Origin of the sequence: Candidatus Rhodobacter oscarellae, from assembly GCF_001078595.1 — a bacterium.
GTDB lineage: Bacteria > Pseudomonadota > Alphaproteobacteria > Rhodobacterales > Rhodobacteraceae > Rhodobacter_B > Rhodobacter_B oscarellae.
This window is the reverse complement of record NZ_LFTY01000002.1, coordinates 3,072,091-3,084,860: the sequence shown is the minus strand read 5'-3', so window position 1 is coordinate 3,084,860 and position 12,770 is coordinate 3,072,091. Positions and strand designations below refer to the sequence as shown.

The following is a 12,770-nucleotide window of genomic DNA, read 5'->3' as shown; positions in this document are numbered from 1 at the left end:
GGGAGGGATAGATTATGAGAACACGCGCCGCTGTTGCCGTCGCCGCCGGCAAGCCACTTGAGATCATGGACGTGAACCTGGACGGCCCCAAGGCGGGCGAGGTCCTGGTGGAGATCAAGGCCACCGGCATCTGCCACACCGACGAGTTCACCCTATCGGGCGCCGATCCCGAGGGCCTGTTCCCCGCGATCCTCGGCCATGAGGGCGCGGGCGTGGTGGTTGAATGCGGGCCGGGCGTCACCGGCCTGAAGCCCGGCGACCACGTGATCCCGCTTTACACCCCCGAATGCCGCGAGTGCGATTACTGCCTGAACCCCAAGACCAACCTCTGCCAGGCGATCCGCACCACCCAGGGCGCGGGCCTGATGCCCGACGGCACCAGCCGCTTTAGCACGCTCGATGGCGACCCCATCCTGCATTACATGGGCTGCTCGACCTTCTCCAACCACACGGTGCTGCCCGAGATCGCCCTGGCCAAGGTCCGCGAGGACGCGCCGTTCGACAAGATCTGCTATATCGGCTGCGGCGTGACCACCGGCATCGGCGCGGTGATGAACACCGCCAAGGTCGAGATCGGCAGCCGCTGCGTGGTCTTCGGGCTGGGCGGCATCGGGCTCAACGTGATCCAGGGCCTGCGGCTGGCGGGCTGCGACCAGATCGTGGGCGTTGACCTCAACGACAGCAAGAAGCCCATGGCCGAGCGTTTCGGTATGACCGACTTTGTGAACCCCTCCGAGGTGGAGGGCGATCTTGTCCCCTATCTTGTTGATTTAACAGGCGGCGGGGCGGATTACACCTTTGACGCCACCGGCAATGTGAAGGTGATGCGCGACGCGCTGGAATGCGCCCATAAGGGCTGGGGCGAGAGCGTGATCATCGGCGTGGCGCCCGCGGGGGCCGAGATCTCCACCCGGCCGTTCCAGCTGGTCACCGGGCGGGTCTGGCGCGGCACCGCCTTTGGCGGCGCGCGGGGCCGGACGGACGTGCCCAAGATCGTGGACTGGTACATGGAGGGCAAGATCGAGATCGACCCCATGATCACCCACACGATGGGGCTGGATGACATCAACAAGGGCTTTGACCTGATGCATGCGGGCGAGTCGATCCGGGCGGTCGTGACCTACTAAGCGGTGCACGGCGGTCCTCTGTCGGGGGGGCCGCCGGACGGTGCCTGGCCACCGAGGCGGGCGGCGGGACAAGTCCCGCCCTACGAATGTGTTAACCCGCCGCGCGGGCTGTGACCGCGAATCGGTCGGTTAACCCCTATTTTCATGGCGAAACCGGTGTCGGCGAAGCGTCGGCAAAACGTCGGACTTCTGTCGGGCACGGGTATGGCAAAGCCCATGGTTAATAGGCCGCGCGGTGGGGTGTTGGGGCGGGCGGTGCGTGCAAGCACTCGCCCGACTTGCGGCTGGAAATCTCGCCAAAGTCTTTACATTCGTTCAGCGTAATTCTTCCACTGAATGCAGAATCCGGACGTTCGTCTCTCTATTCGTGAACCGACAGTCTGTGGGACATTGCTGACATTTAGATCTGAAATCCCAATATCCGCTTCCGATCAACATGGCATGTGGGTCGGCGGGGTCTTATGTTTCTAGTCTCAGCCTTGGAAAAAAGACAACTTTTCCACTCCATTTGCCAAACTTAAGACTTGCACCGTTAGGTGGTGTCGGTTTCAAAAACCTCTAGCTATTTAGACAAAACCAAATCATTTCCGCCCGACGACGCCCGGGCAAATGGCGGTGCGAACCGCGCATAGAGGCGACCTGGCTCAGGAGTCTCTCTACATCGCGATTGCTTCTAATCAATCCTAAAGCGTTTCGACAAAAGTTTGAATCGGTTGGATTCCCACAGAGCTTGAACTGTGATTCACCTTAATAGGGAGGATCACATCATGCCAGCACCATTGTCGACAGAACTGCGCGACCGCTTTGCGCGTTTGATCAGGGAAGGACTGTCCGGGAGAGAAGCCTCACGCCGCCTTCAGGTTTCTGCCGCCACTGGCGCTCGATGGGCCGGTCGAATCCGGAGTACCGGGGCTGCCACTGTTGCACTGATGGGACGTCCTGCGGGATCGGGCAAGCTGGCCGACCATATAGAGTTCTTTAGGGAGTTGGTGACGCAGGACCCGGACATCACGTTATTCGAACTGCGTGATGCACTCGCTGATGCGGAAGGGGTTGCGGTCCATCATTCCGCCATTGCGGGGTTGCTCAAGCGCCTCGGCTTCACGCACAAAAAAAGTCGTTGGTGGCCTCCGAGCGCCGCCATGCCAAGGTAAGGCGACGGCGGGCTGATTGGTTTGCTCATCGCATTCCGGCCGTCGGGGCCTCACCGGATCGTGTTGTCTTCATTGACGAAACCGCCGTGAAGACGAACCTCACGCGGCTACGGGGCTGGGCGTCACGCGGCGAGCGCCTGACCATGGACGCGCCCTTCGGCAGTTGGGGGACGCAGACACTGATTGCCGGTCTGAGCTATGATGCGCTGATCGCACCCTGGGTCATCAAAGGCGCAATGGACGGTCCTGCTTTTGCCGCCTACATCCGCGAAGTGCTGGTGCCCGAAATCACACCCGGCACGGTGGTGATTCTCGACAACCTGGCCACGCATCGCAACAAGGAAGCAGCAGCCGCGCTAAAGGCGCATGGCTGCTGGTTTCTGTACCTGCCGCCACACTCCCCAGACCTCAACCCGATTGAACAAGCTTTCTCGAAGCTCAAGGCCCATCTCCGACGGATCGGAGCACGCTCGTTCACATCCGTCTTCAAAGCCATCGGTGAAATCTGTGACCTGTACGATCCGGAAGAATGCTCGAACTACTTCAAGGCCGCTGGATATGTCTCAAACTAATGTCGAAACGCTCTAAGTTCCTCAGGTTGCGGACCGCAAAGCAGTCCGCCTCTGTCTCGTCTCCACCTACGACTTGATGCGCGCACTCGTGAAGAAACCAGAATTGAGCTGTCAATGGCGGGATCTGGTTAAAAAAAATCGGGTCGATTTGGATCGACGGATTTGGTCCAGTGGTCGATAGTCCAATCATTCCGTGCACGCTCGGATCAATCCAAATTGGCACCTGCTGGCCGAACCTCGAGGTACAATACATCGGAACTCCACCGATGTTGACTGAAGCATACGGGCCCTGCTGCGCCAAAGCTTCATCTGGTTCACCGCCCAAAACCACAGCTACCAACGTACCCAGAAAAATCTTCGAAAACCGTGAAGTGAATGCTACCGAGATACCACTAATATACATCAAAAAAACTCCCTATTCTAGCTATACTTCTTGCAATTTGATTTGACTGGGTTTCCTACCGTAAATAAACAGGTCCGATAACTTCATCTTTAGGCTAGTACGATCTCCTGCACTTGAGAACTATCAAGCTTCCACCTTTATGCGTTTCAGCAGCAGCCTTTCTGAGCCAAACCGTACTACCCTTGTAGGAAGATCTGTTGTCGCCCTCCCAAACAATTTCACCATCTGTGGTTTCGGCATAGAAGTATAGCTCATGATCGCGCCGATGGCAGATAGGGTTTCCACTCGAGAGGAGACGTGTGGTCCTGTCAGTATCGACTGTCCACCATCCACGCGCGCGCCATTCGTCGTAGGATGCGGCATGTTCTATCATTATTCGTATCTCATAGTAGCAGTCATTTCTGACATATACAGCCTCACATCCAAATGACTTGCCTGCAAAGGCAATAAAAAAAGACAGTAAAATCAATTTCATGTAAATTTACCCCCAAAATCCGCCGGTAAAGTAGCCGTTATGTAACTAAATGGAATATAGGGTTCGCACTGCTTTACAGTCAACATTGCTACATCGGTCGTTCCCCTTTGGACAGTCAAAGAGGTTATCGGGCTCACTACCGCCAAACGACGTTATTTGCGGTAGCGTCTGGTGTTGGAGGAGACGTTACAAACTTCGCTGTGCAAGACACAGGGTGAACGATTAGCGGCCCATCAAGAGCGTCCGCACTGTGTGATTTGATCTGCGCGATGGTAATCGGGCAACGCAACGCGCTAGCGATTGGCGGCGTAGCGGGCCAGGAACGTCTCGACGGCGCCGCGGACGATGTGGTCGGTCTCGGCCTCGGTCCAGTCGGTTTTCACGCCCAGCAGGGACTGCACGTGGTGGCCCGCCTTGCACATCTCGATGAACTGATCCGCCGCGAGGTCCACGTCCTGCATCACCAAAGCGCCGGCCTCGGCCTGCTCGACCAGGTAGGACACCAAGGCGTTCCGGGCGATCGTGGGCCCGCCCTCGTAGAAGGCCCGCCCGATCTCGGGGAAGCGCGCGCTTTCGGCCACGGCCATGCGGTAGGTCTGCCGCCCCAGCTGCGACATGAAGAACCGCGCCATGGTGGAGGCCGCCTTGAACAGCACCTCGTCCAGGGGGCCGTTCATCTGCACCTGCTGCACCGCGAGCTCCGCCTGGCGGGCGCATTCCTGCTTGGCCACCTCGATGAACAACAGCCGCTTGTCGGGGAAGTAGCTATAGAGCGTCGCCTTCGAGACCCGCGCCGCGCGGGCGATGTCGTCGACGCTGGCGCCCTCGTAGCCGTCGGCCAGGAACACCTCGCGGGCGCCCTCGAGCACCTGGTCGAACTTGCGTCCGCGCTTGATCTGGGCCTCAACGTTCATGGATGTCCTGCTGCTGCCATAGGCTGACAATATAAACTGTTCAGTTCAGTTTCGGCAAGCCGGGTGATCACGCCCTCCAGGTGTAGAGCGCCGTGACCGCATAGTTCCACGCCGCGCCCACTATGATCCCGGCGATCGCCGACAGGTACCAGACCGTGCTGAGCGACGTGAACAGGTAGACCGCGATGCCCACATTCGCCAGCGCCCCCACCGAGGACGCCGCGCAGAACGACAGCCAGCCCGGCAGCAGCCGCCAGCCCGTCAGCCGCCGGTCGAAATAGGTGAACACGTTGTTGACGAAGAAGTTCGCCGTCATCGCCACCAGCGTCGCCAGCACCTGCGCCCGGGCGAACCCCACCTCCAGCGGCCCGAAGAGCAGCGCCAGCACCGCCATATGCACCACGATGCCCAGCCCGCCCACCAGCGAGAACATCACGAACTTGGTCGGCACGTAGCGACCCAGGGTCTTGGCGATCAGCAGCTCTAGGAACTCCAGCACCACGCGGCTGTCGAGCTTGCTTTCGCCATGCGCGCGCGGCCGGAACGTATAGGGCAGCTCGACGACGCCAAGCTTGGGGCCGCCGGTGGCCAGGATGTCCAGCAGGATCTTATAGCCCGTGCCGGTCAGATCGGCGACGCGGTCGCGCAGCACCTGGGCGCGCAGCGCGAAGAAGCCGCTCATCGGGTCGGTCAGGTCCCCGGCCCTCAAAAGGCGGCTCAATCGGGTCGCGAGTCGAGACTGTTTCAGCCGAGACGCGTCCCAATCGCCGGTGCCGCCCCCCGCGATATAGCGCGAGCCCACCACCAGGTCCGCGCCGTCGCGCAGTGCGGCCAACATCGGCGCGGCCAGCGCCTCGTCATGCTGCAAATCGGCGTCCATGACGATCACGTATTCGGCAGAGGTCGCCTGGATGCCCTCGATCACCGCGGTGGAAAGCCCGCGCCGCCCGACGCGCTCGACACAGCGGATGCGGCCATCGGCCTGGCCCAGCGCGCGCACCGCATCGGCGGTGCCGTCGGGGCTATGATCGTCCACAAAGATGACCTCGTAGGCCTCGCCCGCGAGGGCCTCGCCCAGTCGCTGGGCAAGCTCGCCAACATTCTCGACCTCGTTGAAGGTCGGCACCACAACCGCGACGGCGGGCGCGCCGATAGTGCTGGCGGTATTGATGATAGCCCCTCCGGATCCTCGCAGAAAATGGGTAGAATATTCGCCCTGTCTCGTCCAGAGCGGCTTTCTCTTGCCGGCAATCCGGTGCTAAGGCGTGAATATGGTTGAAATCTTTCTGCAGACGCTGCCCTTCTTCCTGCTGATCGGCGTGGGCTTTGCCGCCGCCGCGACCGGGTTCTTCAGCGAAGAGGCCACCGCCGCGCTGACCAAGTTCGTCTTCTACTTCGCGCTGTCGGCCATGCTGTTCCGGTTCTCGGCGAACCTGAAATTCGAGGAGGTCTTCGACCCGCAATTCATGCTGGTCTATCTCTGGGCCACGGCCTTTGTTTACCTGGTCACCACCGCCGCGGCGCAGCTCAGGGGCATCCCGGTGGCCGAGGCCGCCATCGAGGCGCAATGCGGCGTGATCGGCAATATCGGCTTTCTGGGCATCCCAATGCTGGCGCTGATCATGGGCGAGGCCGCGGTGGGCTATATCATGATGATGCTGGCGGTGGACCTTTTGGTCTTCGGCGTGTTGGCGGTGGCGCTGATAACAGGCTCTAAGCGAGCCGAAGACGGCCCCGGCATGGTGGCGACCGTGCTGAAGGGCATCCTTACCAACCCGATGCTGATCGCGATCTTCCTGGGCTTCTCCTGGTCGGCGCTAGAGCTGCCCATCCCCGGCCCGATCAACGCCTTCGTCTTCTACCTGGGCGCGGCGGCCACCCCTGGCGCGCTCTTCGCCATCGGCGCCTCGCTGGCCAGCAAGTCCGCCGAGCGCATGGCCGTCGCCGGGTGGCTGAGCTTTGTAAAGCTCATCCTGCATCCCGCCGCCATCGCCCTGGCCGCCCTGGTGATCTGGCCCATCCAGCCCTACGCCGCCGCCGTTATGATCGCATCGAGCGCCCTGCCGACCGCCGGGAATATCTACATGGTCGCCGCGCATTACGGCGTCGCACCCCAGCGCGTCTCTGCGACGATCCTGATCTCGACCATTTGCTCGATCGTAACGGTTTCTCTGGTACTGGCTTGGCTTGCCGAGCGGGTCGCCTTCCAGTAGCGCTGGGGGCGACTCAAATTCGGGAGGGACGGCGATGGAAACGGTAGCAGAGAACGCGTGCTTTGGCGGGGTGCAGGGCGTGTACAAGCACGCGTCTAAGGCGACGGGCTGTGACATGACCTTTGGGCTGTTCCTGCCAGAGGACGCAAGCCACGGCCCGGTGCCGGTGCTGTGGTACCTGTCGGGGCTGACCTGCACCCATGAGAACGCCATGACCAAGGCCGGGGCGCAGGCCTGGGCCGCCGAGGCGGGCATCGCGCTGGTCTTCCCCGACACCTCGCCACGGGGCGAGGGCGTGGCCGATGACGACGCATACGATCTGGGCCAGGGCGCGGGGTTCTATGTGAACGCCACGCAAGCCCCCTGGGCGCCGCATTACCGCATGTGGGACTACGTGACCGAGGACCTGCCCGCGCTGGTGTTCAAGAACTTCGCCTGCGACCCCGAGGCCCAGGGCATCACCGGGCATTCCATGGGCGGGCATGGCGCGCTGACCATCGCCATGAGCCTGCCGGGGCGGTACAAGTCCGTCTCGGCCTTCTCGCCCATCTGCAACCCCACCGGGTCGGATTGGGGGCGCAAGCAGCTGGGCGCCTATCTGGGCGATGACCAGGCCACCTGGGCGGCGCATGATTCGAGCCTACTCATGCAGGATGCGGGCTTTGACGGGCCAGTTCTGATCGACACCGGCACCAAGGACCAGTTCGTTGACCTGCTGCGGCCCGAGACGCTGAGCCACGCCATGGCCGCGCGCCGCCAGCAGGGCGCGTTCCGCATGCAGACGGGCTACGACCACAGCTATTTCTTCGTCTCCAGTTTCATGGAGGACCATGTGGGCTTTCATGCCGAGGCAATGAGTAAAGGGTAATACATGGCCGACTACGATCTTATCATCATCGGGTCCGGCCCGGCGGGGCGCTCGGCGGGCATCCAGGCGGGCAAGCTCAGGCGCAAGGTCCTGGTGGTGGATCGGCGCGACCAGCTGGGCGGGGTGTCGGTGCATACCGGCACGATCCCGTCCAAGACGCTGTGCGAGACGGTGCTGAACCTGTCGGGCTGGCGCGAGCGGTCGTTCTACGGCCGCTCCTACCGGGTGAAGGACGACATCGACGCCGAGGACCTGCGCATGCGCCTGCACAAGACGCTCGATTACGAGGTCGATGTGCTGGAGCATCAGTTCAACCGCAACCATGTGGACACGCTGCACGGCGCGGCGAAGTTCGTCAGCGCGACCGAGATCGAGGTCGCCACCGACGCCGGCGACGTCCAGACCCTGACGGCGGATAAGTTCCTGATCGCCACGGGCACCAAGACCTACCGCCCCGACAACGTGCCGTTCAACGGGCGCAGCATCCTCGACAGCGACGAGTTCCTGGCGATGGGGCAGATCCCGCGCTCGCTGGTCGTGGTGGGCGCCGGGGTGATCGGGGTGGAATACGCCACCATGTTCTCGGCCCTGGACGTGCGAGTGACGCTGATCGAGCCGCGCGAGACCTTCCTGGATTTCATCGACAAGGCGCTGATCGGCGACTTCACCCATCAGATCCTGGAGAACGGCGTGGACCTGCGCCTGGGCGCGGCCATCGACAAGATCGAGGACGCGAATGGCCATGTCGAGGTCACGCTGGAGAACGGGCGGCATGTGCGCGCCGAGATGCTGTTATTCGCCGCCGGGCGCATGGGGGCGACGGATAAGCTGAACGTGCAGGCCGCCGGGCTGGAGGTCGACCATCGCGGGCGGCTGAGCGTGGACCGCAAGAGCTATCAGACCAACGTGCCGCATATCTATGCGGCGGGGGACGTGATCGGGCACCCCTCGCTGGCCTCGACCTCGCTGCAGCAGGGGCGGGTGGCCGCCTGCCACGCCCTGGACACGCCGACGCTGAAGGAATCGCCCTGGTTCCCCTACGGCATCTACTCGGTGCCCGAGATCTCGACCTGCGGCATGTCCGAGGAAGAGCTGCAAGAGCGCGGCATCAACTACGAGGTCGGCGTGGCGCGGTTCCGCGAGACCAGCCGCGGGCATATCATGGGGCTCGAACACGGCATGCTGAAGATGCTGGTCAGCCTCAAGACCCGGCGCCTCTTGGGCGTGCAGATCGTCGGCGAGGGCGCCACAGAGCTGATCCACATCGCCCAGGCGGTGCTGAACCTGAAGGGCACGGTGGACTACTTCGTCGAGAACACGTTCAACTACCCGACCCTGGCGGAGGCCTATAAGATCGCCGGGCTGGACGCGTTCAACCGCATGCCGATCCCGCGGGAATTCAAAGCCCCGCCGCCCGCCGAGTGATCTATGTGGACGCAGACGCCTGCCCGGTGAAGGCCGAGGTGGAACGCGTGGCCACGCGCACCAAGACGCAAGTGGCGATGGTGTCGAATGGCGGGCTACGGCTGTCGCAGAACCCGCTGATCGAGATGGTCTATGTGGATCAGGGCGCGGATGAGGCGGATATGTGGATCGCCGAGCGCTGCGGCGCCGGGGACGTGGTGATCACGGGTGACATCCCGCTGGCGGCGAAATGCGTGGGGGCGGGGGCGGTGGTGCTGAAGCCCAACGGAGAGACCCTGAACGCGCGGAATGTGGGCCAGGCGCTGGCCACGCGGGACCTGATGGCGGATCTGCGCGCGGCGGACCCGTTCCGGCAGGGCGGCGGGAAGCCGTTCTCTAAGGCAGACCGCTCGCGCTTCCTGAACGCGCTGGACCGGCTGGTCGCGGCGGCGGCGCGTGCGACATGAAGGCCTGCGATTCTTAACGAAATCTTGGTGATTCCCCCAGGACAATAGTCCTGGGTGGGAGCCGCGGCTTTGCCCCGGGGGGCTCCCACCCACATTTAGGTTGGCGCCAAATTTCACAAAAATTCCTTAAGAACTTCAGCGCTGCGACAATTCGCAACACGGCAGGTCTCCAGGCCCCATCGCGCCGTTTACCGGTTGCACATCAAACCCAGTCTGACACTCTCGCCGCAACGCAAAACCGGAGTGCAAACATGACAATCAAGGCGGTGGTCTTCGACATCGGCAACGTGCTGGTCGAGTGGTATCCCGAGCGGCCCTTTGACCGCATCCTGGGCGAGGCCCGGCGAAAGGAGCTTTTCGCGCAGATCGATTTCGACACGATGAACCTGGAGTCCGACCGCGGCATCCCGATGGCCGAGGGGCTGGAGCGCTTGGTCGACGCGCATCCCGAGCACGCCGCCGAGATCCGCCTTTGGGGAGTGCATTGGCTTGAGATGCTGGCGCCCGATCTGCCGCATTCCGCCAAGCTGCTGCGCGCGCTGCGTGCCAAGGGCATGCCGGTCTACGCGCTGTCCAATTTCGGCGACATGACCTTTGCCATGGCCGAGGAGCGCTATCCGATCCTTAAGGAATTCGACAAGCGCTTTGTCTCCGCCCGCATGGGCGTGATCAAGCCCGACCCGGCGATCTACCAAATGCTGGAGGAGGGCGTCGACGAGGCGCCAGAGGCGCTGTTGTTCATTGATGACCGCGCCGAGAATATCGACGCGGCGCAGGCGCGCGGCTGGCACGGGCATCTCTTTGAGACCGAGCAGGGCCTGGCGGATCGCCTGATGGCGGAGGGCCTCTTGACCGAGGCCGAAGCTGCGCCGTGACAGCCGCGCATCCGCAGGCTAACGTAAGTTAACACCGTTAAGCGCAACAGACCGCGGGCGTAGATGCTCTGGATCCTTCTCCTTCTCATTATGGCGGCCGCTGCGGCGCCATTTGTGTTGGAACGGCGCAAACCGGATATGGACGACATGGTGCGCGGCACCGCGCCCGGGGCCTTCGCGAACCTGTCGGACGGGCACACGCATTATCAGTGGCACGGGCCCGACGACGGCCCGGTGCTGGTCTGCGTGCACGGGCTGACCACGCCCAGCTATGTCTGGGAGCCGCTGCTGCCGGGGCTGACCGAGGCCGGGTTCCGCGTGCTGACATACGACCTCTATGGGCGCGGCTTCTCTGATCGCCCGCGCGGCGCGCAGACCCGCAGCTTTTTCATCCGGCAGATGCGCGACCTTCTGGCCGACCAGGGCGTTGCGGATGGTTTCACGCTGATGGGCTACTCGATGGGCGGCTCGATCGCCGCGGTCTTCACCGCCGAGGAGCCGCAGCGCGCCCAGCGCCTGATCCTGCTGGCCCCGGCGGGGATGGTCCACAGCCCGTCGCGCGTCGCAGATTTCGCCCGGCGCACCCCGGTTCTGGGGGATTGGGTGATGCTGGCCTTTGGCGGCCGCGAGCTGCGTCAGATCGCCAAGCAGATGCCCGCCCCGCAATCCATCCGCAACCGGCTGGGCGCAGAGACGGACTGGCGCGGCTACCTTCCCGCCGTGCTCTCCAGCCAGCGCGATCTTCTGGCCGAGGAGCTGGAAGAGGAGCACCGCGCCATCGCGCAGGCGCAGATCCCCGTATCCGCGATTTGGGGCGCGTTAGACACTGTTATCCCGCCCGCGGCCATCGGCAAGCTTACCGAATGGAACCGCAACACGCACCAGATCTCGGTCCCCGACGCCGACCACGCTCTGGTCATGTCGCACCCCGATGAGGTGCTCGCCGCGATGGCGGAAACGCTGGGCTAGGCCGCCAGAGCGCGCTCGGATAGCGGCTTTTCGCGCACCGGCAGATGCACGATGGCGCTGAACGCCCCCACCGCCACGCCGACCCACCACACCGCCGTGTAGTCGCCATAGGCGTCATACATCCGCCCGCCCAGCCAGACCCCCACGAAGGCGCCCAGCTGGTGGCTGAAGAAGATGATCCCATAGAGCGTGCCCATATAGCGCAGCCCGTAGATATGCGCGACCAGCCCGCTGGTCAGCGGCACCGTCGCCAGCCAAAGCGAGCCCATCACCACCGAGAACAGCACCACCGTTGTGGGCGTGATCGGGAACAGGATGAACATCGCCGCCGCGATGGTCCGCCCGGTATAGATCCAAGCGAGCAGGTACTTCTTGGGGTAGTACTTGCCCAGCCAGCCCGCCGTCAGCGTGCCCGCGATATTGGCCAGCCCGATGATCGAGATCGCCACCGCGCCCAGCGCCGAGGTCGTGGTGATCCCGATCGCCGCCAGGTTGCCCGCGGGGTCCACCGGCCCGCACATCTCGGTGATCAGCGCCGGGAAATGCGCGACCACAAAGCTTAGCTGATAGCCGCAGGAAAAGAAGCCCAGGAAGATCAGCGTGTAGGACGGATCGCGGAAGGCCTTCTTTAGGATGCCGCCCAGCGATTCCTCCAGCTCTGCCTTCGAGGCCGCAGGCGGCGTTTTGATCATCGGCAGGAACAATAGGGCCGCCAGGATCATTGCGGCGAAGACCAGGAAGACCTGCTGCCAGGTCATGATGGTCAGGAGCCACTCCGCGAGGGGCGGCCCCAGGATCTGACCGCCCGACCCCGCGGCGGTGAGGATCGCCAGCGACATAGAGCGATTCTCGTCACTAGAGGTCCGCCCCACCACGGCCAGCAGCACGCCAAAGCCCGTGCCCGCGATGCCAAAGCCCACCAGGACCTCCAGCGCCCAGTGTTGCTCTGGCGTCCAGGCCAGGGACGACACCGCCAGGCCCACCGCGTACATCACCGCCCCGATGAGCAGCGCCTTGCGGTCGCCGATTTTCTCGGCCATCGCGCCAAAGATCGGCTGCCCGATGCCCCAGGCGAGGTTCTGGATCGCGATCGCCATCGAAAATTCGGCTCTAAGCCAGCCGAACTCGTCCGATATCGGGATCTGGAACACCCCAAAGGAGGACCGGATCAAGAAGCTCAGGAGGATGATGAAACAGCCGCCTATCAGGACCGGCGTGATCAGCGAGGCGCGGGTGTCGGGCATGGGTCAGCATTCCTGTCTTACCGCGCCACGGTGTTGCAAATCCCCCGCCACGTCAAATTGATAATTGAGCCCATGCGCATCAGCT

12 protein-coding genes are annotated in these 12,770 nt (G+C 63.1%); 8 read left to right on the top strand and 4 right to left on the bottom strand.

The annotated features are described in order from the left end of the window. Positions 1-14: 14 nt before the first annotated feature. On the top strand, positions 15-1,127 hold the full coding sequence (locus tag AIOL_RS19465; protein ID WP_049644506.1) for an S-(hydroxymethyl)glutathione dehydrogenase/class III alcohol dehydrogenase: 1,113 nt from the start codon (positions 15-17) through the stop codon (positions 1,125-1,127). Positions 1,128-1,894: 767 nt separating this feature from the next. Continuing rightward, positions 1,895-2,853 (top strand): IS630 family transposase gene (locus tag AIOL_RS24610; protein ID WP_152912289.1). Its coding sequence is split into 2 segments (ribosomal slippage): positions 1,895-2,236 and positions 2,239-2,853, totalling 957 coding nucleotides; the frame shifts between segments, so codons are not numbered across the junction. Here AIOL_RS24610 and AIOL_RS26015 read toward each other — a convergent pair. The 3 genes from AIOL_RS26015 to AIOL_RS19445 form a co-directional block, all read right to left on the bottom strand. Continuing rightward, positions 2,825-3,256 carry a hypothetical protein gene (locus AIOL_RS26015; RefSeq protein ID WP_235439101.1) on the bottom strand — a complete coding sequence of 144 codons (432 nt, stop codon included), beginning with the start codon at positions 3,254-3,256 and terminating at the stop codon, positions 2,825-2,827. The genes AIOL_RS24610 and AIOL_RS26015 overlap by 29 nt on opposite strands. A gap of 768 nt (positions 3,257-4,024) precedes the next feature. Then, on the bottom strand, positions 4,025-4,645 hold the full coding sequence (locus tag AIOL_RS19450) for a TetR/AcrR family transcriptional regulator (RefSeq protein ID WP_049644505.1): 621 nt from the start codon (positions 4,643-4,645) through the stop codon (positions 4,025-4,027). A 67-nt stretch (positions 4,646-4,712) separates the two neighbouring features. Continuing rightward, positions 4,713-5,798 carry a glycosyltransferase family 2 protein gene (locus AIOL_RS19445; RefSeq protein ID WP_268760237.1) on the bottom strand — a complete coding sequence of 362 codons (1,086 nt, stop codon included), beginning with the start codon at positions 5,796-5,798 and terminating at the stop codon, positions 4,713-4,715. A gap of 118 nt (positions 5,799-5,916) precedes the next feature. On the opposite strand from AIOL_RS19445, the gene AIOL_RS19440 reads away from it, so the two are divergent. The 6 genes from AIOL_RS19440 (at position 5,917) to AIOL_RS19415 (ending at position 11,441) form a co-directional block, all read left to right on the top strand. Further along, positions 5,917-6,858 (top strand): AEC family transporter, encoded by a 942-nt coding sequence (locus AIOL_RS19440; RefSeq protein ID WP_049644503.1) that lies wholly within the window; start codon positions 5,917-5,919, stop codon positions 6,856-6,858. A gap of 34 nt (positions 6,859-6,892) precedes the next feature. Next, positions 6,893-7,726, top strand: coding sequence for an S-formylglutathione hydrolase (gene fghA / locus AIOL_RS19435; protein WP_049644502.1), 834 nt, complete (start codon positions 6,893-6,895; stop codon positions 7,724-7,726). A 3-nt stretch (positions 7,727-7,729) separates the two neighbouring features. Beyond that, positions 7,730-9,151: a Si-specific NAD(P)(+) transhydrogenase gene (gene sthA / locus AIOL_RS19430; RefSeq protein WP_049644501.1), complete on the top strand. Its 1,422-nt coding sequence runs from the start codon at positions 7,730-7,732 to the stop codon at positions 9,149-9,151. Continuing rightward, positions 9,148-9,597, top strand: a complete 450-nt coding sequence (locus tag AIOL_RS19425; protein ID WP_049644500.1) for a YaiI/YqxD family protein — start codon at positions 9,148-9,150, stop codon at positions 9,595-9,597. The genes sthA and AIOL_RS19425 overlap by 4 nt, the downstream gene beginning before the upstream one ends. 251 nt (positions 9,598-9,848) lie before the next feature. After that, positions 9,849-10,472 (top strand): HAD family hydrolase, encoded by a 624-nt coding sequence (locus AIOL_RS19420; protein ID WP_049644499.1) that lies wholly within the window; start codon positions 9,849-9,851, stop codon positions 10,470-10,472. A gap of 114 nt (positions 10,473-10,586) precedes the next feature. Next, positions 10,587-11,441: an alpha/beta fold hydrolase gene (locus AIOL_RS19415; RefSeq protein WP_235439097.1), complete on the top strand. Its 855-nt coding sequence runs from the start codon at positions 10,587-10,589 to the stop codon at positions 11,439-11,441. Here AIOL_RS19415 and AIOL_RS19410 read toward each other — a convergent pair. Next, positions 11,438-12,685, bottom strand: coding sequence for an MFS transporter (locus tag AIOL_RS19410; RefSeq protein WP_049644497.1), 1,248 nt, complete (start codon positions 12,683-12,685; stop codon positions 11,438-11,440). The two genes, AIOL_RS19415 and AIOL_RS19410, sit on opposite strands and share 4 nt — an antisense overlap. Positions 12,686-12,770 lie beyond the last annotated feature (85 nt).

What these genes read in the sequence shown, in the direction of transcription:
- AIOL_RS19465 (WP_049644506.1), top strand. Translation starts at nt 15, where the DNA reads ATGAGAACACGCGCCGCTGTTGCCGTCGCCGCCGGCAAGCCACTTGAG.
- AIOL_RS19440 (WP_049644503.1), top strand. Translation starts at nt 5,917, where the DNA reads ATGGTTGAAATCTTTCTGCAGACGCTGCCCTTCTTCCTGCTGATCGGC.
- AIOL_RS19420 (WP_049644499.1), top strand. Translation starts at nt 9,849, where the DNA reads ATGACAATCAAGGCGGTGGTCTTCGACATCGGCAACGTGCTGGTCGAG.
- fghA (WP_049644502.1), top strand. Translation starts at nt 6,893, where the DNA reads ATGGAAACGGTAGCAGAGAACGCGTGCTTTGGCGGGGTGCAGGGCGTG.
- AIOL_RS26015 (WP_235439101.1), bottom strand. Translation starts at nt 3,256, where the DNA reads ATGTATATTAGTGGTATCTCGGTAGCATTCACTTCACGGTTTTCGAAG.
- AIOL_RS19450 (WP_049644505.1), bottom strand. Translation starts at nt 4,645, where the DNA reads ATGAACGTTGAGGCCCAGATCAAGCGCGGACGCAAGTTCGACCAGGTG.
- AIOL_RS19410 (WP_049644497.1), bottom strand. Translation starts at nt 12,685, where the DNA reads ATGCCCGACACCCGCGCCTCGCTGATCACGCCGGTCCTGATAGGCGGC.
- sthA (WP_049644501.1), top strand. Translation starts at nt 7,730, where the DNA reads ATGGCCGACTACGATCTTATCATCATCGGGTCCGGCCCGGCGGGGCGC.